The 20353-nt window shown below is 65.0% G+C and carries 22 protein-coding genes; 7 read left to right on the forward strand and 15 right to left on the reverse strand.

Features of this window, described 5'->3' with window-relative positions:
- Positions 1 to 38: 38 nt before the first annotated feature.
- From rpsD to rpiB, 7 genes are all read right to left on the reverse strand, one after another.
- Positions 39 to 653: a 30S ribosomal protein S4 gene (gene rpsD / locus O9281_RS02820; protein WP_298182505.1), complete on the reverse strand. Its 615-nt coding sequence runs from the start codon at positions 651 to 653 to the stop codon at positions 39 to 41.
- Between the two features lie 204 nt (positions 654 to 857).
- Positions 858 to 1124 carry a hypothetical protein gene (locus tag O9281_RS02825; RefSeq protein ID WP_298182507.1) on the reverse strand — a complete coding sequence of 89 codons (267 nt, stop codon included), beginning with the start codon at positions 1122 to 1124 and terminating at the stop codon, positions 858 to 860.
- A gap of 75 nt (positions 1125 to 1199) precedes the next feature.
- Positions 1200 to 1925 carry an RNA methyltransferase gene (locus tag O9281_RS02830; protein WP_298182509.1) on the reverse strand — a complete coding sequence of 242 codons (726 nt, stop codon included), beginning with the start codon at positions 1923 to 1925 and terminating at the stop codon, positions 1200 to 1202.
- 7 nt (positions 1926 to 1932) lie between these two features.
- A complete protein-coding gene (gene nrdR / locus O9281_RS02835) occupies positions 1933 to 2394 on the reverse strand; it encodes a transcriptional regulator NrdR (RefSeq protein ID WP_298182511.1) in 462 nt (153 codons plus the stop codon).
- The gene (locus O9281_RS02840; RefSeq protein WP_298182513.1) at positions 2391 to 2606 is read right to left on the reverse strand and encodes a hypothetical protein; all 216 of its coding nucleotides are present in this window, start codon (positions 2604 to 2606) and stop codon (positions 2391 to 2393) included. Before O9281_RS02840 ends, nrdR begins: the two co-directional genes overlap by 4 nt.
- 3 nt (positions 2607 to 2609) lie before the next feature.
- A complete protein-coding gene (gene glyA / locus O9281_RS02845; protein ID WP_298182515.1) occupies positions 2610 to 3923 on the reverse strand; it encodes a serine hydroxymethyltransferase in 1314 nt (437 codons plus the stop codon).
- A 12-nt stretch (positions 3924 to 3935) separates the two neighbouring features.
- Positions 3936 to 4373, reverse strand: a complete 438-nt coding sequence (gene rpiB, locus O9281_RS02850) for a ribose 5-phosphate isomerase B (protein WP_298182517.1) — start codon at positions 4371 to 4373, stop codon at positions 3936 to 3938.
- 167 nt (positions 4374 to 4540) lie between these two features.
- Between rpiB and O9281_RS02855 the strand changes: the two genes are divergently transcribed.
- Complete coding sequence (locus tag O9281_RS02855) at positions 4541 to 6226, forward strand: M20/M25/M40 family metallo-hydrolase (RefSeq protein WP_298182518.1); 1686 nt, start codon at positions 4541 to 4543, stop codon at positions 6224 to 6226.
- A gap of 61 nt (positions 6227 to 6287) precedes the next feature.
- On the opposite strand, the gene rpoD is transcribed toward O9281_RS02855, so the two are convergent.
- Positions 6288 to 8306, reverse strand: coding sequence for an RNA polymerase sigma factor RpoD (gene rpoD, locus O9281_RS02860; protein ID WP_298182519.1), 2019 nt, complete (start codon positions 8304 to 8306; stop codon positions 6288 to 6290).
- Positions 8306 to 10165, reverse strand: a complete 1860-nt coding sequence (gene dnaG / locus O9281_RS02865; RefSeq protein WP_298182521.1) for a DNA primase — start codon at positions 10163 to 10165, stop codon at positions 8306 to 8308. The genes rpoD and dnaG overlap by 1 nt, the downstream gene beginning before the upstream one ends.
- A 225-nt stretch (positions 10166 to 10390) precedes the next feature.
- Here dnaG and O9281_RS02870 point away from each other — a divergent pair, with 225 nt between their 5' ends.
- The gene (locus O9281_RS02870) at positions 10391 to 10735 is read left to right on the forward strand and encodes a hypothetical protein (protein WP_298182523.1); all 345 of its coding nucleotides are present in this window, start codon (positions 10391 to 10393) and stop codon (positions 10733 to 10735) included.
- 59 nt (positions 10736 to 10794) lie between these two features.
- Here O9281_RS02870 and O9281_RS02875 read toward each other — a convergent pair whose 3' ends face one another.
- Positions 10795 to 11247 carry a GatB/YqeY domain-containing protein gene (locus O9281_RS02875; protein WP_298182525.1) on the reverse strand — a complete coding sequence of 151 codons (453 nt, stop codon included), beginning with the start codon at positions 11245 to 11247 and terminating at the stop codon, positions 10795 to 10797.
- A gap of 150 nt (positions 11248 to 11397) precedes the next feature.
- Between O9281_RS02875 and carA the strand changes: the two genes are divergently transcribed.
- The 4 genes from carA (at position 11398) to greA (ending at position 16706) form a co-directional block, all read left to right on the forward strand.
- Positions 11398 to 12576, forward strand: a complete 1179-nt coding sequence (gene carA, locus O9281_RS02880) for a glutamine-hydrolyzing carbamoyl-phosphate synthase small subunit (protein ID WP_298182527.1) — start codon at positions 11398 to 11400, stop codon at positions 12574 to 12576.
- Entirely contained in the window at positions 12576 to 12800 is a 225-nt protein-coding gene (locus O9281_RS02885) for a hypothetical protein (protein WP_298182529.1), read from the forward strand. The genes carA and O9281_RS02885 overlap by 1 nt, the downstream gene beginning before the upstream one ends.
- On the forward strand, positions 12800 to 16123 hold the full coding sequence (carB, locus tag O9281_RS02890; RefSeq protein ID WP_298182531.1) for a carbamoyl-phosphate synthase large subunit: 3324 nt from the start codon (positions 12800 to 12802) through the stop codon (positions 16121 to 16123). The genes O9281_RS02885 and carB overlap by 1 nt, the downstream gene beginning before the upstream one ends.
- Positions 16124 to 16229: 106 nt before the next feature.
- Positions 16230 to 16706, forward strand: a complete 477-nt coding sequence (greA, locus tag O9281_RS02895; protein ID WP_298182533.1) for a transcription elongation factor GreA — start codon at positions 16230 to 16232, stop codon at positions 16704 to 16706.
- A gap of 107 nt (positions 16707 to 16813) precedes the next feature.
- On the opposite strand, the gene O9281_RS02900 is transcribed toward greA, so the two are convergent.
- From O9281_RS02900 to O9281_RS02920, 5 genes are all read right to left on the reverse strand, one after another.
- Positions 16814 to 17044, reverse strand: coding sequence for a DUF4170 domain-containing protein (locus tag O9281_RS02900; protein WP_298182535.1), 231 nt, complete (start codon positions 17042 to 17044; stop codon positions 16814 to 16816).
- A 67-nt stretch (positions 17045 to 17111) separates the two neighbouring features.
- Positions 17112 to 17537, reverse strand: a complete 426-nt coding sequence (locus tag O9281_RS02905) for a hypothetical protein (RefSeq protein WP_298182537.1) — start codon at positions 17535 to 17537, stop codon at positions 17112 to 17114.
- On the reverse strand, positions 17534 to 17872 hold the full coding sequence (locus tag O9281_RS02910) for a hypothetical protein (RefSeq protein ID WP_298182539.1): 339 nt from the start codon (positions 17870 to 17872) through the stop codon (positions 17534 to 17536). Before O9281_RS02910 ends, O9281_RS02905 begins: the two co-directional genes overlap by 4 nt.
- Positions 17869 to 18267: a phage holin family protein gene (locus O9281_RS02915; protein ID WP_298182541.1), complete on the reverse strand. Its 399-nt coding sequence runs from the start codon at positions 18265 to 18267 to the stop codon at positions 17869 to 17871. Before O9281_RS02915 ends, O9281_RS02910 begins: the two co-directional genes overlap by 4 nt.
- Before the next feature lie 37 nt (positions 18268 to 18304).
- On the reverse strand, positions 18305 to 18883 hold the full coding sequence (locus tag O9281_RS02920) for a hypothetical protein (protein ID WP_298182543.1): 579 nt from the start codon (positions 18881 to 18883) through the stop codon (positions 18305 to 18307).
- Between the two features lie 156 nt (positions 18884 to 19039).
- On the opposite strand from O9281_RS02920, the gene eno reads away from it, so the two are divergent.
- Positions 19040 to 20326 (forward strand): phosphopyruvate hydratase, encoded by a 1287-nt coding sequence (gene eno, locus O9281_RS02925; RefSeq protein WP_298182544.1) that lies wholly within the window; start codon positions 19040 to 19042, stop codon positions 20324 to 20326.
- Positions 20327 to 20353: the final 27 nt, after the last annotated feature.

A 20353-nucleotide genomic window follows, 5' to 3' on the forward strand; every position in this document is an offset into this window, starting at 1 on the left:
CCGGGACCGCCCTTTTTTGTGTTCGGTGAGACCGAAGCTTAGCGCGAGTAGAACTCGACCACCAGGTTCGGTTCCATCTTCACCGGATAGGGCACTTCGTCGAGCGTGGGGACGCGCACGAAGGTGACCTTGTCGGTGCCGTCGGCGGCGACATAGTCAGGCACTTCACGCTCGGGCAGGCTCTGCGCTTCGGCGATCAGGGCCATTTCCTTGGCCTTCTTGCCCAGGCTGATCACGTCACCCGGACGCACGCGGCGGCTGGCGATGTTGCACTTCACGCCGTTCACATAGATGTGACCGTGCGAAACGACCTGGCGGGCCGAGAAGATGGTCGGCGCGAACTTGGCGCGGTACACGACCATGTCCAGGCGCTGTTCGAGCAGGCCGATCAGGTTCTGACCGGTATCGCCCTTCATGCGGCTGGCTTCCTGGTAGGTGCGCTTGAACTGCTTTTCGGTGACGTCGCCGTAGTAGCCCTTGAGCTTCTGCTTGGCGCGCAGCTGCAGACCGAAGTCGCTGACCTTGCCCTTGCGGCGCTGGCCATGCTGACCCGGACCATAGGAACGGCGGTTGACCGAGCTCTTCGGACGACCCCAGATGTTTTCGCCCATCCGGCGGTCAATCTTGTACTTCGACGAATTGCGCTTCGACATGGCGCATCGATCCTTCAATTTGCATGCCCTGGAACTGCCCGGGGCTTCTGGTCCGGAACCGCACCATTCCGTCAGTTACGGCCCGAAAACAGACCGAACACGAAATGCGACCACCGCTTCACCGGAGTGCGGGGTCAATTGCGAAGTGGCGCCCCTAGCCGTGGCCGGGGCGGATTTCAAGCGGAAATGCGCGGATTTCCTGCGTCAGCCAATCTGGGGCCCGACCGGCGCGATCTTGGTCGTATCCTCGAGCGGGGCCTGCAGGTACTGGTCGCGATCGCGCGCGCGCCATTCCTCGGCTGTCTTGCAGACCCTGCCCTGGGGGCGGTGGGAGCCGGTGCGGGCGGGCAGGAGGCGGCAGATCTTCTTGGGCTTGGCCGCCTCGGTGGCGGCCGGGGCAGGCTCTGTCGCCAGAACGGCTGCAGGGGCAGTGCCGATAGCCAGGGCAATCAAGACGGGAACAAGACGCATCAGGGGTAACTCCATCGAACGGCGGGCCTATGCCGCATCGCTGACGCGGCCGGAAAGCCCTTTCGACCAACGACTTCAGTCCGGCTTGCGCGGACCTTTGGCGAGCGCGGACAAGACACCGCGCATCGTCCGTACCTCCAGATGGTTCCAGCCTGGCTTGGTCAGCATGGTCCGCAGCGTGCGGCGCGTGGCGGCGGCGCGGCTGGCCGGGCGGAAATAGCCGCAAGGCTCCAGCATGGTTTCCAGCTGGACGATCATGCCTTCCAGTTCGTCCTGCGGGGCAGGGGGCAGCAGTTCCTCGATCGTCGGCTGGACCAGCGCCTGCTGTTTGGACCATTCATAAGCGCACAGGATCACCGCCTGGGCGAGGTTCAGCGAGCCGAATTCCGGGTTGATCGGCACGGTCAGGATTGTCCGGGCCAGCGCCACGTCATCGGTTTCAAGGCCCGACCGCTCCGGCCCGAAGACATAGGCGCTGCGCCCCGGTTCGGCATGAATTGCCCGCGCGGCCTGTTCGGCATCGACCACCGGCTTGGTCACGCCGCGCTTGCGCACGGTAGTGGCATAAACGTGCGCGCAATCGGCCACCGCGTCAGCCAGCGTGTCATAGACCCGCGCCCGTTCCAGCACGATGTCCGCGCCGGCTGCGGCGGGGCCAGCCGAGGGATTGGGCCAGCCATCGCGCGGGGCGACCAATCGCAGGTCGGTCAGCCCGAAATTGAGCATGGCGCGGGCCGCCTTGCCGATGTTCTCGCCCAGCTGCGGGCGGACCAGGACGATGGCGGGCTGGCGGTCGGTCATGGCCGTCTCAGTTCTTCCCGGCATCCTGGACTGCGCTGGCAAATTCCTCGAAATCGCGGGCTTCGCTGAAATCGCGATAGACCGAGGCGAAGCGGATGTAGGCGACCGAATCGAGCTGGCGTAGCCCGTCCATTACCATTTCGCCGATCTGCTTGGCGCTGACTTCGGCATCGCCCAGGGTTTCGACCTGGCGCTGAATGCCGGAAACCAGCTGGTCGAGCCGCTCCTGCCCGATTCCGCGCTTGCGGCAGGCCAGGGCGACCGATTGCTCGATCTTGGCGCGGTCGAAGGGTTCGCGCTTGTCGCCCGATTTCACGACGGTGATCTCGCGCAGCTGGACGCGTTCGAAGGTGGTGAAGCGCGCGCCGCAGCCTTCGCACTGGCGGCGGCGGCGGATCGCGGTGTTATCCTCGGTGGGCCGCGAATCCTTTACCTGGCTATTGTCATGCGCACAAAATGGGCACCTCAAGGGCGCAGCCTCTTGTACAGCATGAAGCCCGCGCCCGCGAGCAGTCCGATCGGCCAGGACACGACTGGCAGCACGGCCCCGGCGACGGCACCGATCGCCGCACCGGTCAGCACCGGCTTGGTCGAGGGGTGGGCCATGCCCTGCTTGCCCATGCCAACGATTTCGTCGCGCACATCGCTGATCAGGTCGTTGCCCTTGTTCGGATCGGTCATGGCTTACAGCTCCGGATAGATCGGGAACCTGGCGCAGAGTTCCTCCACCCGGTCACGCACGCGGGCTTCGATCTGGCCATCGCCTTCCTCGCCGTTGCGCGACAGGCCGTCAACCACTTCGGCGATCAGCGCGCCGACCTGACGGAACTCCTCTTCGCCGAAACCGCGAGTGGTACCGGCGGGGGTGCCAAGGCGGATGCCGGAGGTGACGAAGGGCGAGCGCTTGTCGAACGGGATGCCGTTCTTGTTGCAGGTCAGCCAGGCGCGATCGAGGCCCTTTTCGGCCGACTTGCCGGTCACGTCCTTGGCGGTCAGGTCAACCAGCATCAGGTGGTTGTCGGTCCCGCCCGAGACGACTCGCAGCCCGTTGGCCTCGACACTGGCGGCCAGCGCGCGGGCATTGGCCACGATCTGCGCGGCATAGGCCTTGAATTCCGGCTTCAGCGCTTCGCCAAAAGCCACAGCCTTGGCGGCGATGACGTGGACCATCGGCCCGCCCTGCATGCCGGGGAACACGGCCATGTTGAACTTCTTGGCCAGGTCTTCGTCATTGGTCAGGATGATGCCCGAACGGGGGCCGCGCAGGCTCTTGTGGGTCGTGCTGGTGACGACATGGGCGTGCGGGAAGGGCGAAGGGTGCGCGCCGCCCGCGACCAGGCCCGAGAAGTGGCTCATGTCGACCAGCAGGTAGGCGCCCACGGCATCGGCGATCTCGCGGAACTTCTGGAAGTCCCAGACCCGCGAATAGGCGGTGCCGCCGGCGATGATCAGCTTGGGCTTGTGCTCATGCGCCAGCCGCTCAACCTCGGCCATGTCGAGCAGTTCGTCCTCGGCGCGCACGCCATAGGGGATCGGCTTGAACCACTTGCCGCTCATGTTGACCGGCGAACCGTGGGTCAGGTGCCCGCCCGAATTGAGGTCCAGCCCCATGAAGCTGTCACCCGGCTGCAGCAGGGCCAGGAACACGGCCTGGTTCATCTGGCTGCCCGAATTGGGCTGAACGTTGGCGAACTGGCAGCCGAACAGGGCCTTGGCCCGCTCGATCGCCAGGTTTTCGACCACGTCGGCATATTCGCAGCCGCCGTAATAGCGCTTGCCCGGATAGCCTTCGGCATACTTGTTGGTGAAGACCGATCCGGTCGCTTCCAGCACGGCGAGCGAGGTGATGTTCTCGCTGGCAATCAGCTCGATCTTGGTCTGCTGGCGGTGCAGCTCGCTCCGGATCGCGGCATGGACTTCGGGATCGACGCTGGCGAGGTGCTCGGTGAAGAAACCGGCGGAGCGGATCGCGGGGCGGGCGGCGAGGGTGGTGGTCACTGGGAAGGCTCCTCAGGCGGGCGGATTGGAGAGCTTGTCGACACGGGGACCGTGACGACCGCCGCCAAAGCTGGTGGAAAGGAAGGCGTCAAGACAGGCTTTGGCCATGTCTGGCCCGGTCAGGCGGGCGCCCATGGCGATGACATTGGCATCGTTGTGTTCGCGCGCGAGGGCGGCGGAAAGCGGCTCGGAGACCAGCGCCGCGCGGCAGGCGGGGTTGCGGTTGACCGCGATCGAGATGCCGATGCCAGACCCGCACAGCGCCACACCGCGCTCGGCCGTGCCATCGGCGACAACCGAGGCGAGCAGGTAGCCATAGTCGGGATAGTCGACCCGGTCGGCCGTTTCCGGGCCAAGATCGGCCACTTCGTGACCCAGCTGGATCAGATACTCGCGCAGTTCGGCCTTGAGGTCGACGGCGGCGTGATCGGAGGCAATGGCAATGCGCATCGATAGGACGACCTGCGGCTGGAGGAGGCAAGAATCGCTTGGCCCCCCTTAGGCCCGCGACCCGATCATATCCAGTCTCTGCCCGCCGGTTTTGTGCGAAAATCGCCGTAGCGGTGCTTGACACTGATAATACACCGGATCACCTTCCGGCGTGGGGGAGAATTCTGATGCCGACACGCCTTTCGCTGATCATCGCGCTGCTTGTCGGGCTGGTGCTGGGCATCTACGCCACGATCCCGCCCGCGCCGCGTGGTGTCGATGCGCCTGCCACCACGTTTTCTGCTGCCCGCGCGATGGCCGATATCCGGATCATCGCCGCAAAACCGCACCCTACGGGCAGCGCCGAGAACGCCGCCGTGCGTGCCTATCTCCAGCAGCGCATGGCCGAACTGGGGATGGAGGTGCTGACCGACCAGGCACCGCTCGAGGCCCGCTCGCTCAAGCGGCTCAACCGCTGGTCAGGGCGGCTGGACACGGCGATGACCCTGACCAACGTGATCGGCATCCTGCCCGGCAAGGATCGCAGCCTGCCCGCGGTCGCGCTGATGGCGCACCACGATACCGTCTGGGGATCTCCGGGTGCCGCCGATGATACCACCGGCGTGGCCGCCAGCCTGGAAGTGGTACGGGCGATCAAGGCGGCGGGCCAGCCCGAGCGCGACCTTATCGTGCTGCTGACCGATGCCGAGGAGCTTGGACTGGATGGGGCAGAGCATTTCTTCGCCAACAATCCGCTGCGCAACCGGATCGGGGCAATCATCAACCTTGAGGCGCGCGGCGGCGGTGGGCGGGCCAACATGTTCCAGACCTCGCGCGGCAACGGCGAGGCCATGCGCCTCTATGCAACCCATGCCGAACAGCCAGCGGCTTCGTCGCTGGCGGCCTTCATCTATTCCGTCCTGCCCAACGATACCGACCTGACCCCGGCGCTCAAGGGCAGCTACACCGCCTATAACCTGGCGTTCATTGGCCGGTCGGGGCTTTATCATTCGCCGCTCAGCACCCCGGAAACGCTTGATCAGGGTTCGGTCCAGGATATCGGCAACCAGACCCTTGAGCTGACCCGCGCCCTGCTGCCGCGCGATGGCATGCCGGGCAAGGCACCCGATACGGTGTTCTTTGACTGGCTGGGCGTGATCACGCTTCACTACCCGGCCGGGCTGGGCTGGCTGATCCTGGGCATTGCGGTTGCGGCCTTTGGCTGGTCGCTGCGCCGCGATGGCAGTGCCGGGGTTGCTGGTGGGGTGGGGCGCTTTCTGGGGTTGGCGCTCGTCGCGGGACTGCTGACCTATGGGATCAACTGGCTGTCGCTCGGCGGATCGGAGGGCGAGTATTACGACCGGCTAGCCGCGATTCCCCGGCTTGAAGCCATGGCCGCGCTCGCCGGTATCGCCGCTTTCCTGCTGGTGATCGGCCCCTGGCGCGCCACGACCGGGGCTATCGCCGGGTTTGCCGCGCCGTTGATCCTGCTCGCGGTCTATGGTCAGGCCGTAGCCCCGACGGCGATCTATTTCGTATCGGTGCCCCTGCTGCTCGTTGCCCTGGCCCTGGCCATGCCGAACGGTCCCGCCCGCTCCCTTGCGGGCATTGGCGCCGCTATCGCTGTCATCAGCTACATGGTGCCGCTGGGGCATTTCGTGATGCAGGGGGTCGGTCCGGACATGCCGATGGCCGCCGTCCTGCCGTTTGTCCTGACCGTGACGGCCATTCTGCCGTTGTGGGCCCCGATCGGCCAGCGCCCGGCCCGGCTTGGCGCAGGGCTGGCGGCGGGACTGGCCGTGGCCATTGCGCTCTGGGTCCAGTTCGATGCCCCGGCGAAAACGGTCGCAGTCTATGCCGTGCCTCGCACCTGAATAGCGAAACGGCCCGGATCGCTCCGGGCCGATCGTTAAACCTTGGTCGCTGCCGGACCGCTTACTGATCCAGGAACGAGCGCATCTTGCGCGACCGGCTGGGGTGCTTGAGCTTGCGCAGCGCCTTGGCTTCGATCTGGCGGATTCGTTCGCGGGTCACCGAGAACTGCTGGCCGACTTCTTCCAAGGTGTGATCGGTATTCATGCCGATGCCGAAGCGCATGCGCAGCACGCGTTCCTCGCGCGGGGTCAGGCTGGCAAGGACGCGGGTGACCGTTTCCTTGAGGTTGGCCTGGATTGCCGCGTCGACCGGGATGATCGCGTTCTTGTCCTCGATGAAATCGCCCAGGTGGCTGTCTTCCTCGTCCCCGATCGGGGTTTCGAGGCTGATCGGCTCCTTGGCGATCTTCATCACCTTGCGGACCTTTTCGAGCGGCATGGACAGGCGCTCGGCCATTTCCTCGGGCGTCGGCTCGCGGCCCTGCTCGTGCAGGAACTGGCGGCTGGTGCGGACCAGCTTGTTGATCGTCTCGATCATGTGCACCGGGATGCGGATCGTGCGGGCCTGGTCGGCGATCGAACGGGTGATCGCCTGCCGGATCCACCAGGTGGCATAGGTGCTGAACTTGTAGCCGCGGCGGTACTCGAACTTGTCGACCGCCTTCATCAGGCCGATGTTGCCTTCCTGAATGAGATCAAGGAATTGCAGGCCGCGGTTGGTGTATTTCTTGGCGATCGAGATCACCAGCCGCAGGTTGGCCTCGACCATTTCCTTTTTGGCGATCCGCGCCTCGCGCTCGCCCTTCTGGACCATGTTCACGATCCGGCGGAATTCGTTCAGGCTCATGCCAGTGGCCGAGGCAATGTCCGAGATTTCCGCCCGGATGCGTTCCACCGGATCGGCCTCGTTGGCGGCAAAGGCCGCCCACTTCTTGTCCTTGCCTGCCTGGGCCTGCAGCCAGCCATCATCGAGCTCGTGGCCGACGTAGCTGTCGAGGAAGTCCTTGCGGTTGACCTTGTGGCGCTCGGCCAGGCGGAGCATCTGCCCGCCCAGCGCGGTCAGGCGGCGGTTGAAGGCATAGAGGTTGTCGACCAGGTACTCGATCTTGGTCGCGTGGAACTGCACGCTTTCAACCTGCGCGGTCAGGTCTTCGCGCAGCTGCTGATAGGTCTTTTCCTTGGCCGCCGGGAACACGCCCCCGGCGCCCATCACATCGAGCCGCTCAGCCTGAAGCTTTTCGAACTTCTTGAACAGCGAGGTGATTTCGGCAAACTTTTCAAGCGCGTGCGGCTTGAGCTGGGCCTCCATCTGGGCGAGGCTGAGGGTGTTGTCTTCTTCCTCTTCCTCGACCGGACGGCGGGCGCGACGCTCGATGCCGTCCTCGTCCTCGTCGTCAGCCGATTCCTCTTCCTCGATGTCTTCTTCTTCCTTGTAGGACGGACCGGCGGTGGCTTCGGAGATTTCCCCGTCGCCTTCTTCCTCACCGTCTTCGGTCAGGTTTTCGGGCGCAGGCTCCTTTGACAGCATGGCATCGAGATCGAGGATCTCGCGCAGCTGCATTTCGCCGTTGTTCAGGGCTTCGGACCACTGGATGATCGCGTGGAAGGTGATCGGGCTTTCGCACAGGCCCAGGATCATCGTGTCGCGCCCGGCTTCGATCCGCTTGGCGATGGCGATTTCGCCCTCGCGGCTGAGCAGTTCGACCGCGCCCATTTCGCGCAGGTACATGCGCACCGGATCGTCGGTGCGCTCGATGATTTCCTTCTTCTTCACCAGGTCCGGACGTTCGGCCATGCCGTCCGGCTGCTCGTCGAGTTCCTCGACTTCCTTCTCGTCGGGATCGATCGCGTCCTCGTCGCTTTCGACGATGTTGACGCCCATCTCGCTGATCGCGGCCATGATGTCCTCGATCTGCTCGGAGGTCATCTGGTCCTGCGGCAGCGCCTCGTTCAGCTCGTCGACCGTGATCACGCCGCGCCGCTTGGCGCGCGCGATCAGCTTCTTGATCGAGGCTTCATTGAGATCGATCAGCGGCGCATCGCCGCCTTCCTTCTCGCTGCCGGTAAAATCTTCGTCCATCATTCCGCCATTGGTTTGGCAGGAGAGGCTGGCGCCACCCCCGCTCGCGCGCTGGCCATTTGCCGCAAGCGCGCATCGAATTCCAGCTTTCTCTTCAACAGCCGCTGCTGTTCGGCATAAGCCCCTTCGGAAAGGTCCGCTTCGAACCGCCTGGTGGCCTCGGCCAGGGCGGCTTCGAGCGCGGGCCGTTCAACCAACAGGCTGATCGCCTGGGCCAGCTCGGACCGGGCCTGGTCTTCCGGGATCACATCACCCAGAAAGCCGAAGCGCAGGTCCGCATATTCCTCCGGAGCCGGAGCTGCCAGACCCCGGGCTGCCAATATGGGCGCGATAGCTGCGCTTTCAAGCGGTTCTCCGGCCTCGAAAGCATCAACCAGTGCTTCAAAGCGCGGATCGGCCAGCGGGGCCGTGGCCAGGGTATCGGCGTGAAGCGCCAGTTCGGCGGGAAAGCGGATCAATCCGGCGAGGACCGCCGCCGACAAGCCATCGCGCGGCGGGGCCTTGCGCCGGGAGCGGCCGGTTGGGCGCGGCGGGACACGCGACTGGCCACCCGGCTTCCATTCGCCCGGTCGCCATTCGCGTTGCTCGCGGCGGGGAAAGGCAAAGGCCGAGAATTTTTCCAGCAATTCACGGCGATACAGCGCCTGGATATCGCGATCGGCAATGGTTTCGACATGGGCCAGCAGCCGCGCCTTCAACCCGGCCTTGTCTTCCGGGGTTTGGAGCGGCTGGGCATCGCGTTCATGCTCCCACAGCACTTTCACCAGCGGGCGGGCATCGGCCAGCAGGGCATCCAGCGCCGCCACCCCGCGCTGCTTGATCAGGTCATCGGGATCGAGCCCGGCCGGCAGGCGCACGATCCGCAAGCTGTGCGCCGGGCGCAGCATGGGCAGGGCGCGGGCAATGGCCCGCATTGCCGCGCGCTGCCCGGCGGCATCGCCATCGAAGCAGAGGATCGGGGTCTCGACCAGCCGCCACAGCAGTTCCAGCTGTCGCTCGGTCAGCGCCGTGCCCAGCGGGGCGACCGCGTCCGCAATCCCCGCCGCCGCGAGCGCGATCACGTCCATATAGCCTTCGACCACCACGATCCGGCCGGTCTGGCGGCTCGCGGGTCCGGCGCGGTGGAGGTTGTAAAGCGTGCGGCCCTTGTCGAACAGCGGCGTGTCGGGTGAGTTCAGGTACTTGGGCGCATCGGTCTTTTGCGCATCGAGAATGCGCCCGCCAAAGGCGATCACCCGTCCGCGCGCATCCTCGATCGGCAGCATCAGTCGGCCGCGGAACCGGTCATAGGGTTCCTTGTCCTCAACGGCGATCCGCAGGCCCGCCTCGATCAGCTTGCCCTCCGGCACGTCCTTGAGCGCGCCTTTGAGCGCCTGCCGCCCTTCCGGGGCATAGCCAAAGCCGAACCGCTGGACGGTGTGGGCATCGAAGCCGCGCGTGGCGAGATAGGCCCGCGCCTTTTCCCCTTCCGGCCCGGCCAACTGCGCCACGAACCAGTCCTGCGCGGCCTTCATCACATCGTGGAGCGTATCGCGTTGCTCGGCAGCCTGGGCGGCGCGCGGATCGGGGGCGGGGACTTCCATCCCGGCCTCGCTCGCCAGTTCCTTCACTGCATCCATGAAGGACAGCCCGCGCTGGTCGGTCATCCAGCGGATCACATCACCATGCGCGCCGCAGCCGAAGCAGTGATAGAAGCCCTTCTGGTCGTTGACGGTGAAGCTGGGGCTTTTCTCGTTGTGGAACGGGCAGCAGGCCTTGAACTCATGCCCCGCCTTGGTCAGCCGCGTGGTCCGGGAAATGACGCTGGACAGCGTTATCCGGGCGCGCAGTTCATCCAGCCATTGGGGGGTGAGGGCCATTGCCAGTCTCTAGTCCGCTCTCCGGCGCCCCTCAACAGTCGGCTTACGATCCCCACAGGCTTGTTTCCGATAACTGTGGAAGAAAGCATGCCGTAGCGTCAGCTGGCTGTTCATCAGTACAATCTGGTATAAGTTGAAACCGGGTCGCGGGGGTGGTCCGGGGGAAATCCAGAAACAATTCACAGCTTGGCACCGGTTCCGCCCTAATAAAACAGGAGGAAGAAGATGCTGAACAAGGTAAGCTCTCTGGCCCGAGCCGCCGGGATAGTACTCGCAATTGTTGCGGGCTTCGTTGCGCTTGGAACACTCGATACAACGATGGTCCTGGTCGTGCTGGGGCTCATCGCCGGGCTCAGCCTGGCGGCGGATCGCGTGGTCCTGACCGGCGTATTGGTGCTGCTCATGCCCGCAGTCGGCACGGCGCTGGCAACCTTGCCCGGCGTCGGTGCCCAGCTTGCGGCAGTGGCCGGCAACCTGGGAACGCTTGGGGCGGCCTCGATCGGCACGGCCTTCGCGCTGCTGCTCTACAATCGGGTCAAGGAAGATCTTGGCTCGCTGACCGCGAAATAGCGCTCAGTCCTGATCGCCGGGCAGGTCCGCAACCGGTTTGCGGACCTGCTTCGGTTTCCTCAGCCAAGCGCCGCCTTAACCAGCCCGCTGGCCTTGCCCATATCGATCTGCGTACCGTGCTTCGCCTTGAGCGCGGCGACCACCTTGCCCATGTCCTTCATGCCCTCGGCGCCGGTTTCGGTGATGATCGCGGCGATGGCGGCCTTGACCTCGTCCTCGCCCATCTGCTGGGGCAGGAAGGTTTCGATCACGGCCAGTTCGGCCTTTTCTACATCGGCCAGTTCCTGCCGCCCGCCCTGTTCATAAAGCGTGATCGATTCGCGCCGCTGCTTGGCCATTTTCTGGAGCACGTCGGTGACGATCACGTCGTCGTCCGGCACGGTCGTGGCGGTGCGCAGTTCGATATCCTTGTCCTTCAGCTTGGCCAGGATCAGTCGGACGGCGGCCAGGCGGCCCTTGTCGCCCGCCTTCATGGCTTCGATCTGGGCGGCCTTGATGGTATCTCTCAACATGGTCTCTCTCGGTATTATGGCGAGGATTGGGGAAAGAAGCCGCCTAGCCGGATTTTTCCGCCTTTCATAGGTTGACGGTTGGGGGGGAGGGGTCTAGCGGCGGCGTCTTAGCGACATTGCTGGAAACCCCTAATTTCGGAGCGCCTCCCCATGGCCGACGCCGCCTCTTCGCACGCACCCCAACCGCAGGGTGCGACGGGAGTCCTTGTGCTCGCCGATGGCACCGTGCTGTGGGGCCACGGCTTCGGTGCCACGGGCGCCGCGGTGGGCGAAGTCTGCTTCAACACCTCGATGACCGGTTATGAGGAGATCATGACCGATCCCTCCTATGCCGGGCAGGTCGTCACCTTCACTTTCCCGCACATCGGCAATGTCGGCGTGAACGAGGAAGACCTGGAAAGCCACGTCGATGGCGCGGTCGGCTGCGTGGTGCGCGAAGACGTGACCGCGCCCAGCAATTTCCGGTCGCAAGGCACCTTTGGCGACTGGCTGGCGGCCAAGGGCAAGATCGGCCTTTCCGGCATCGATACCCGCGCGCTGACCCGCCGCATCCGCCTCTCCGGCGCGCCCAACGCGGTGATCGCGCATGAGCCTTCGGGCAAGTTCGACATCCCCGCTCTGGTCAAGCGCGCGCAGGACTGGCCGGGGCTCGAAGGGATGGACCTCGCCCGCGTGGTCAGCCGCGAGGAGATCGAGAACTGGGAAGGCGGGGTCTGGACCCTGGGCAAGGGCTATGCCCGCTCCCCGCATGACAAGCGGCCGCACGTGGTCGCGATCGATTACGGCGCGAAGGACAATATCTTCCGCAACCTGGTGAAGGCCGGGGCCAAGGTGACTGTCGTGCCCGCGCAGACGCCGCTCGACGGCGTGCTGGCGCTGGAGCCGGACGGGGTGTTCCTCTCCAACGGGCCGGGCGATCCGGCGGCGACGGGTGCCTATGCCGTGCCGGTGATCCAGGGACTGCTGGAACGCGACATTCCCCTGTTCGGGATCTGCCTCGGCCACCAGATGCTGGCCCTCGCGGCCGGTGCCAAGACCACCAAGATGCACCAGGGCCACCGCGGCGCGAACCACCCGGTCAAGCGGCTGGAAGATGGCGTGGTGGAGATCACCTCGATGAACCACGGCTTCGCGGTCGACAACACCGCGCTGCCCGACAATGTCGAGGAAACCCACGTCAGCCTGTTCGACGGCAGCAACTGCGGCATCGCGATCAAGGGCAAGAAGGCCTTCGGGGTGCAGTATCACCCTGAGGCATCACCCGGTCCGATGGACAGCTTCTATCTGTTTGAGCGGTTTGTGGGGATGTTGACCGAGGAGAACGTCTGATGGCGGTCGTAAAGAAGTTTTCGGTAGAAGAGCAAAACTCGCGCATCGGTCACACGGAATGCCACGGAACGATCAGGGCGATCGAAGTGGATGGCGAGAAGTTCATCCAGATTGATACATATGGCTCGAAAGAACGAGAGTTTCAAAACAAGCTCTCGCAGTCGCTGCGTTTGACAGAAGCTGCATTCAACCAACTCAAGAAACTCGGCGAAGAGCACTTTTAATGCCCAAACGCACTGACATCTCCTCGATCCTCGTCATTGGCGCCGGGCCGATCATTATCGGCCAGGCCTGCGAGTTCGACTATTCCGGAACCCAGGCGATCAAGGCGCTGAAGGAAGAGGGGTACCGGGTGATCCTGGTCAACTCGAACCCGGCGACGATCATGACTGATCCGGAATTCGCCGACGCGACCTATATCGAGCCGATCACGCCCGAGATTGTCGCCCGGATCATCGAGAAGGAGCGGCCCGATGCCGTGCTGCCCACCATGGGCGGGCAGACCGCGCTGAATACTGCGCTGGCGCTGTTCAACGATGGCACGCTGGAGAAGTACGGCGTCAAGATGATCGGCGCCGATGCCGATGCGATCGACAAGGCTGAGGACCGGATGCGGTTCCGCGAGGCGATGACCAAGATCGGGCTCGAATCCGCCCGTTCGGGCATTGCCCACAATGTCGAGGAAGCTTTCGCGGTGCTGGAGCGCACCGGCCTGCCCGCGATCATCCGCCCCAGCTTTACCCTGGGCGGCACCGGCGGCGGCGTCGCCTATAACAAGGTCGAGTTCGAGCATATCGTCCGCACCGGCCTCGATGCCAGCCCGACCACCGAAGTCCTGATCGAGGAGTCGCTGCTCGGCTGGAAGGAATACGAGATGGAAGTCGTCCGCGACCGGAACGACAATGCCATCATCATCTGCTCGATCGAGAACGTCGATCCGATGGGCGTCCATACCGGGGATTCGATCACCGTCGCCCCGGCGCTGACGCTGACCGACAAGGAATACCAGATCATGCGCTCGGCCTCGATTGCCGTGCTGCGTGAAATCGGCGTCGAAACCGGCGGGTCCAACGTGCAGTTCGCGGTCAATCCCAAGGATGGCCGCCTGATCGTGATCGAGATGAACCCACGCGTTTCGCGCTCCTCGGCCCTGGCCTCCAAGGCGACCGGCTTCCCGATCGCCCGCGTCGCGGCCAAGCTGGCGGTGGGCTACACGCTCGACGAGCTGACCAACGAGATCACCGGGGCCACCCCGGCGAGCTTCGAGCCCAGCATCGACTATGTCGTCACCAAGATCCCGCGCTTTGCCTTCGAAAAGTTCAAGGGCGCCGAGCCGCTGCTCTCCACCGCGATGAAGTCGGTGGGCGAGGTCATGGCGATTGGCCGCAACTTCAAGGAATCGCTGCAAAAAGCGCTGCGTGGCCTCGAAACCGGGCTGGATGGCTTCAATCGCGTGTTGCACCTCGAAGGGGCGGGCCGCGATGCCATCGTCGCCGCGCTTTCGCGCCAGACGCCGGACCGGCTGCTGATCGTGGGGCAAGCCTTCCGCGAAGGCTTCACGGTCGAGGAAGTCCAGGCGATCACCCATTACGATCCCTGGTTCCTGCGCCACATTCACGAGATCATCGCCGAGGAAACGGCGATCATGGAAAACGGCCTGCCCAACGACGCGGCTGGCCTGCGCCGCCTGAAGGCCATGGGCTTTTCCGACAAGCGCCTGGCGATCCTGGCCGTGCGCGGGATCCACGTGGCTGGCGGCATGGGCGAGACCTCCGCGCGCCGATCGGGCCTGCTCCACGATGCCCTGCGCGCCATGGCGGGCGCGACCAGCGAGGAAGAAGTGCGCGAGCTGCGCCAGCGCCTTGGCGTCCACCCCGTCTTCAAGCGGATCGATTCCTGCGCGGCCGAGTTCGAGGCGGTCACGCCCTACATGTACTCGACCTACGAAGCCCCCAGCTTCGGCGCGCCGGAGTGCGAATCCGCGCCGTCGAATGCCAAGAAGGTGGTGATCCTGGGCGGCGGGCCGAACCGGATCGGGCAGGGGATCGAGTTCGATTACTGCTGCGTCCACGCCTGCTTCGCCCTGGCCGAAGCCGGCTATGAAACAATCATGGTCAACTGCAACCCGGAGACGGTTTCGACCGACTATGACACGTCTGACCGGCTCTATTTCGAACCGCTGACCGGCGAGGACGTGCTGGAAATCCTGCGCGTCGAAATGAGCAAGGGCCAGCTGCTGGGCGTGATCGTCCAGTTCGGCGGGCAGACCCCGCTCAAGCTGGCGCAGACGCTGGAAGACAACGGCGTGCCGATCCTTGGCACCTCGCCCGATGCGATTGACCTCGCCGAAGACCGCGAGCGGTTTGCCGCGCTGGTCAACAAGCTGAAGCTGAAGCAGCCGGCCAACGGCATTGCCCGCAGCCGCGACGAGGCCGTCGCCGTGGCCAACCGGATCGGTTATCCGGTGCTGATGCGCCCCAGCTATGTGCTGGGTGGCCGAGCAATGGAAATCGTCGATTCCGAAGCCCAGCTGGATGATTACATCGCCACGGCGGTGCAGGTTTCCGGGGATTCGCCGGTGCTGATCGACCAGTACCTGCGCGATGCGATCGAATGCGATGTCGATGCGCTGTGCGATGGCGATCAGGTCGTAGTCGCGGGCGTGATGCAGCATATCGAGGAAGCCGGGATCCACTCGGGCGATTCCGCCTGCACCCTGCCGCCCTACAGTCTGCCGGCCGAGATCGTGGCCGAGATGGAACGCCAGGCCGATCTGCTGGCACGCGGGCTCAACGTGCGCGGGCTGATGAACGTGCAGTTCGCGGTCAAGGATGGCGAAGTCTATCTAATCGAGGTGAACCCGCGCGCCAGCCGCACCGTGCCCTTCGTCGCAAAGGCGATCGGCCAGCCGGTGGCCAAGGTCGCGGCGCGGGTCATGGCGGGCGAAAAGCTCTCCACCTTCCCGCCGTTCAAGCGCGAGTTCGATTACATGGCGGTCAAGGAGGCCGTGTTCCCCTTTGCCCGCTTCCCCGGCGTCGATCCGGTGCTCAGCCCGGAAATGAAGTCCACCGGCGAAGTCATGGGGATCGATGCCGATTTCCCCACCGCCTTTGCCAAGGCCCAGCTGGGCGCGGGGATGCTGCTGCCGCAGGGCGGGGTGGTGTTCGTTTCGGTCAAGGACAGCGACAAGCCGGTGATCCTGCCGGCGGTGCAGCGCCTGGTCGGGCTGGGCTTCACCATTATCGCCACCGGCGGCACGCATCGTTACCTGGCCGAAGCGGGCCTGCCGGTGGAGCCGGTCAACAAGGTGGCCGAAGGGCGGCCGCATATTGTCGACCGGATCATCGATGGCGAAGTGGCGCTGATCTTCAACACCACCGAAGGCTGGCAGAGCCTGAAGGACAGCCAGTCGATCCGCGCTTCGGCGCTGAACGGCAAGGTGCCATACTTCACCACGGCGGCGGCTTCGGTGGCGGCGGCAGAGGCGATCGCAGCCTTGCGGGGGGCGAAACTTGAAGTTCGCAGCCTGCAAGACTATTATGGTTGAGTAACAGGCGTTCCCCCGACATCGTGACTGAGCGGCCTGCCACCCCTCTGGGGGGCGGGACAGGGTTCTAGTCGCTGCACCGGATGAAGTTGAGAAAGAGGCGATAATGGCGAGTGTTGAAAAGCTGCCGATGCTGGCGGAAGGCTATGAAAGGCTGGTCGCCGAGCTGAAGGCGCTGCGTGAAGAGCGGCCGAAGATCGTTGATGCGATCGAGGAAGCGCGCGCTCACGGCGACCTGTCCGAAAACGCCGAATACCACGCCGCCAAGGAGCGCCAGGGCCAGGTCGAGGCGGCGATTGCCGACCTTGAGGACCGGATGAGCCGCGCCCAGATCGTCGATCCGACCACGCTTTCGGGTGACAAGATCATCTTCGGCGCGACCGTGACCCTGCTGGACGATGATGACAAGCCGGTGCGCTACCAGATCGTCGGCCCCTATGAGGCCGACGCCAAGCTGGGCCGGATCAGCTATGCCTCGCCGCTCGGTCGCGCCCTGATCGGCCGGCGGGTAGATGACGAGATCGAAGTGACCGTGCCCGCGGGTGACCGGTCCTACCTCGTCCAGAAGATCGAATTCATCTGAGCCTCGGACTCGTGTGTCTCGACTTCGCTCGACACGAACGGCTTTGGGTTAGCTGAGTCCGTTCGCGTCGAGCGAAGGCCGCAAGGCCGCAGTCGAGACACCGTACCTTACGGCCGCTTGAGCTGTTCCGGCTCGAGCAGGCGGTGCAGGTGCACGACCACGTACTTCATTTCGGCGTCGTCGACCGTCCGCTGGGCCTTGTCGCGCCAGGCTTCTTCGGCTTCGGCATAGGTCGCGTAGACCCCGACGAGATCGAGCTTGTCGAGTTCGGTGAATTCAAGCGTCTGGGGATCGCGGACGCGACCACCCATCACGAGGTGGAGTTTCTGGCTGCTCATGGCGCTTCCCTGGGGAGTGGATGGCGCGCCTTTAGCGTCCCTTGCGTTTCGCGCAAGGGGGGCAGTCTTATCGACGGGCGCGCGCGGCCAGCTTGATCGCCTGACGGGCCAGCGCGATTCCGGCCGAAGAACCTGCGCCAGTGCTGGCCTTGCTGCCCGGCTGGTCGGCTGAAGCAGCGGCGCGGTCATCGGCCTGCTTGTTCAGCGCCAGGGCGATCTCACCGGCGACCATCGCCAGGCTGAGCGCGCGCTGGGTGAACTGGCTGCCGGCTTTCTTGGGCACCAGCGCCCCGGCCAGCAGGCCCACGCCAAGGCCCGCCGCCATCGCCAGCCAGGGATATTCCCCGGCGAGGGTGCGATAGTCTTCGGGCGGGTAGGCGTCTTTCGGGGGCAGCGGGGTGGCGGGCAGGGCGGGGTTATCCCGCGCCAGCCGGGCCTGTGAATCCGCGATCTTCGCCGCGATGCGTTCGCTCCGGGCTTTCGATTCGCTCACTGTGCCTGCTCCTCTGATGTGTCTGCGCCATCGTCATTGGCGGCTTCGCCCTGAACCGGACCTTGCGGATCGAACCGTTCCCCGATCCAGTCCAGCAGCGGCGCGCGGAATGCCCAGGCCAGCAGCGCCGCCACGGTCGCCGCGATCAGGCCCTTGTTGTCCTTGGCAACGGCCAGGGCCTCGTCCACCAGGTCGAGTGCGTCCTCGGTCACCTTGTCGGCTACCCGCCCGCCGATGCTGCGCGCAGCCAGATCGTCCTGAACCTGCTTCAGCCGCCGCTCGAACAGGTTCCAGGCGGCCTTGCGATTGGCGCGGTCGGCTTCGAAACTGCTCATGCGGCTTCTTCTTCCTTGAGGCGCCGTTCCATCGCCTGCCACTTGCGCTTGGCCGCCCAGCCGCTAAGTGCCGCAGCCAGCAAGATGCCCAGCACCACCGCCAGCATGGCCAGCCAGCCGCCGATCAGCGGGGTCAGCGCCAGCAGCAGCCCCATGACCAGCGCCATCAGCGCAAAGAACACCAGCGCGAGGGCAAGGGCGATCCACCCGGCCATGCCCTTGGCGGTCTGGCCCGCCAACGTGGCACGGCTCTTCTGGTAGGCCAGTTCGGCTTCCAGCAGGGTGCGGCCATCGACCGCCAGCTGACGCACGTCGTCGATCAGCGAGCGCGTCGCCGCATCGCTGGCCTCGTCCTTGACGAGTGGCGGTTCGGGCTGGGGGTCAGGGGTTTCCATCGACGCGAGACAAGCCCGGCGCGGACCGTGCTGTCAATCAGCCTTTGGACGAACCCTTGAACAGCCGCGCGATCAGGAAGCCAAACGCCGCCGCGATCCCCACGGCGATGCCGGGGCTCTTGCGGACGAACTGCTTGGCATCGTCGCCCAGTTCGTTGAGATCCTTGCTGTCGAGCTTGGCGGCCGATTCCTGCATCGTGCGCGATGCGGTGCGGGCATAATCGCCATAACGGGTGCCCAGCTTCTCATCGATGGTGGCGGCATTGTCGCCCACGATCTTGCCCAGGGTGGCGATGGCGTCGCTAGCCTTGGCCTTGCCTTCGACCGCCAGTTCGGCGGCGCGGTCCTTGGCCTGGGCGGCGAGTTCGCGGGCGTCCTGGGTCAGATCGCCGCTCTTGGCGGACAGCTGGTCGCGATAACCTTCGGCTTTGACCTTGGCTTCGGTGGTCAGTGCGGTGGCGCCGGCCTTGGCTTCCTCGATCGCCTTGGCGAACTTGGCCTTCGCTTCGGTCGTGGCGGGAGCCTTGGCGGCAGCGGGCTTCTTGGCAGCGGGCTTCTTCGCGGCAGGCTTCTTGGCGGCGGGCTTGCCTTCGGTGCTGGTCGGGGTCTTGGCCATGATACTTGCCCTTTCTGGGCCGCGACTTGCGGCCATGAACACGATTTGGGGACGCTACGGCAGCGCTGCAAGTCCGAATATGCTGCAATGCAGCTTGCCTGCCAAGGCTCCCCTGCTAAGGAGCGCCGAATTGAGCCTTACAAGGGGTAGACAGCCATGACCGCCATCATCGACATCCACGCCCGCGAAATCCTCGACAGCCGCGGCAACCCGACGGTTGAGGTCGACGTGCTGCTCGACGATGGCTCGTTCGGCCGCGCCGCCGTGCCTTCGGGCGCCTCGACCGGCGCGCACGAAGCGGTGGAACTGCGCGATGGCGACAAGGGTCGTTACCTGGGCAAGGGCGTGCTGAAGGCGGTCGCTGCCGTCAACACCGAGATCAGCGACGCGCTGCTGGGCCGCGATGCCGAAGACCAGCGCGATATCGATGCGATCATGATCGAGCTGGATGGCACCGAGAACAAGAGCCGGATCGGCGCCAACGCCATCCTCGGCACCTCGCTGGCCGTGGCCAAGGCCGCCGCCAATGCCCGCGGCCTGCCGCTCTATGCCTATGTCGGCGGGGTTTCGGCCCATGTCCTGCCGGTGCCGATGATGAACATCATCAACGGCGGCGAACATGCCGACAACCCGATCGATTTCCAGGAATTCATGATCATGCCGGTCGGCGCGCCGACCCTGGCCGAAGCGGTCCGCTGGGGCGCGGAAGTGTTTCACACCCTGAAAAAGGGCCTCCACGAAAAGGGCCTGTCCACCGCCGTGGGTGACGAGGGCGGCTTTGCCCCGAACCTGTCGAGCACCCGCGCCGCGCTCGATTTCATCATGGCCTCGATCGACAAGGCCGGCTTCAAGGCCGGGACCGAGATCAAGCTGGCGCTCGATTGCGCCGCGACCGAGTTCTTCAAGAACGGCAAGTACGAGATCAGCGGCGAGGGCCTCTCGCTCAGCCCGGTCGAAATGGCCGATTACCTTGCCGCGCTCTGCGCCGACTATCCGATCATCTCGATCGAGGACGGCATGAGCGAAGACGATTTCGAAGGCTGGAAGGCCGTGACCGACAAGATCGGCCATAAGGTCCAGCTGGTTGGCGACGACCTGTTCGTGACCAACCCCAAGCGGCTGACCATGGGCATCGGCAAGGGCCTGGCCAATTCGCTGCTGGTCAAGGTCAACCAGATCGGCTCGCTGTCGGAAACGCTCGACGCTGTCAGCATTGCCCAGCGCAACGGCTATACCGCCGTCATGTCGCACCGTTCGGGCGAGACCGAGGACGCGACCATTGCCGACCTCGCCGTCGCGACCAACTGCGGCCAGATAAAGACCGGCTCGCTCGCCCGCTCGGACCGGCTCGCCAAGTACAACCAGCTGATCCGCATCGAGGAAGAGCTGGGCGATGCCGCTGTCTATGCCGGAGCGGCGGCGTTCGGGCGCCTGGCTGGCTGATTGCCTGCCGGCCGGCAGCGGGCCCTA

Origin of the sequence: Novosphingobium sp., assembly GCF_027531025.1 — a bacterium.
Taxonomy (GTDB): domain Bacteria; phylum Pseudomonadota; class Alphaproteobacteria; order Sphingomonadales; family Sphingomonadaceae; genus Novosphingobium.

What these genes read in the sequence shown, in the direction of transcription:
- O9281_RS02840 (WP_298182513.1), bottom strand. Translation starts at nt 2,606, where the DNA reads ATGACCGATCCGAACAAGGGCAACGACCTGATCAGCGATGTGCGCGAC.
- greA (WP_298182533.1), top strand. Translation starts at nt 16,230, where the DNA reads ATGGCGAGTGTTGAAAAGCTGCCGATGCTGGCGGAAGGCTATGAAAGG.
- O9281_RS02885 (WP_298182529.1), top strand. Translation starts at nt 12,576, where the DNA reads ATGGCGGTCGTAAAGAAGTTTTCGGTAGAAGAGCAAAACTCGCGCATC.
- O9281_RS02915 (WP_298182541.1), bottom strand. Translation starts at nt 18,267, where the DNA reads ATGGAAACCCCTGACCCCCAGCCCGAACCGCCACTCGTCAAGGACGAG.
- carA (WP_298182527.1), top strand. Translation starts at nt 11,398, where the DNA reads ATGGCCGACGCCGCCTCTTCGCACGCACCCCAACCGCAGGGTGCGACG.
- rpiB (WP_298182517.1), bottom strand. Translation starts at nt 4,373, where the DNA reads ATGCGCATTGCCATTGCCTCCGATCACGCCGCCGTCGACCTCAAGGCC.
- O9281_RS02910 (WP_298182539.1), bottom strand. Translation starts at nt 17,872, where the DNA reads ATGAGCAGTTTCGAAGCCGACCGCGCCAATCGCAAGGCCGCCTGGAAC.
- O9281_RS02825 (WP_298182507.1), bottom strand. Translation starts at nt 1,124, where the DNA reads ATGCGTCTTGTTCCCGTCTTGATTGCCCTGGCTATCGGCACTGCCCCT.
- O9281_RS02900 (WP_298182535.1), bottom strand. Translation starts at nt 17,044, where the DNA reads ATGAGCAGCCAGAAACTCCACCTCGTGATGGGTGGTCGCGTCCGCGAT.
- O9281_RS02920 (WP_298182543.1), bottom strand. Translation starts at nt 18,883, where the DNA reads ATGGCCAAGACCCCGACCAGCACCGAAGGCAAGCCCGCCGCCAAGAAG.
- O9281_RS02830 (WP_298182509.1), bottom strand. Translation starts at nt 1,925, where the DNA reads ATGACCGACCGCCAGCCCGCCATCGTCCTGGTCCGCCCGCAGCTGGGC.
- dnaG (WP_298182521.1), bottom strand. Translation starts at nt 10,165, where the DNA reads ATGGCCCTCACCCCCCAATGGCTGGATGAACTGCGCGCCCGGATAACG.
- eno (WP_298182544.1), top strand. Translation starts at nt 19,040, where the DNA reads ATGACCGCCATCATCGACATCCACGCCCGCGAAATCCTCGACAGCCGC.
- O9281_RS02875 (WP_298182525.1), bottom strand. Translation starts at nt 11,247, where the DNA reads ATGTTGAGAGATACCATCAAGGCCGCCCAGATCGAAGCCATGAAGGCG.
- rpsD (WP_298182505.1), bottom strand. Translation starts at nt 653, where the DNA reads ATGTCGAAGCGCAATTCGTCGAAGTACAAGATTGACCGCCGGATGGGC.
- carB (WP_298182531.1), top strand. Translation starts at nt 12,800, where the DNA reads ATGCCCAAACGCACTGACATCTCCTCGATCCTCGTCATTGGCGCCGGG.
- rpoD (WP_298182519.1), bottom strand. Translation starts at nt 8,306, where the DNA reads ATGGACGAAGATTTTACCGGCAGCGAGAAGGAAGGCGGCGATGCGCCG.
- O9281_RS02855 (WP_298182518.1), top strand. Translation starts at nt 4,541, where the DNA reads ATGCCGACACGCCTTTCGCTGATCATCGCGCTGCTTGTCGGGCTGGTG.
- O9281_RS02870 (WP_298182523.1), top strand. Translation starts at nt 10,391, where the DNA reads ATGCTGAACAAGGTAAGCTCTCTGGCCCGAGCCGCCGGGATAGTACTC.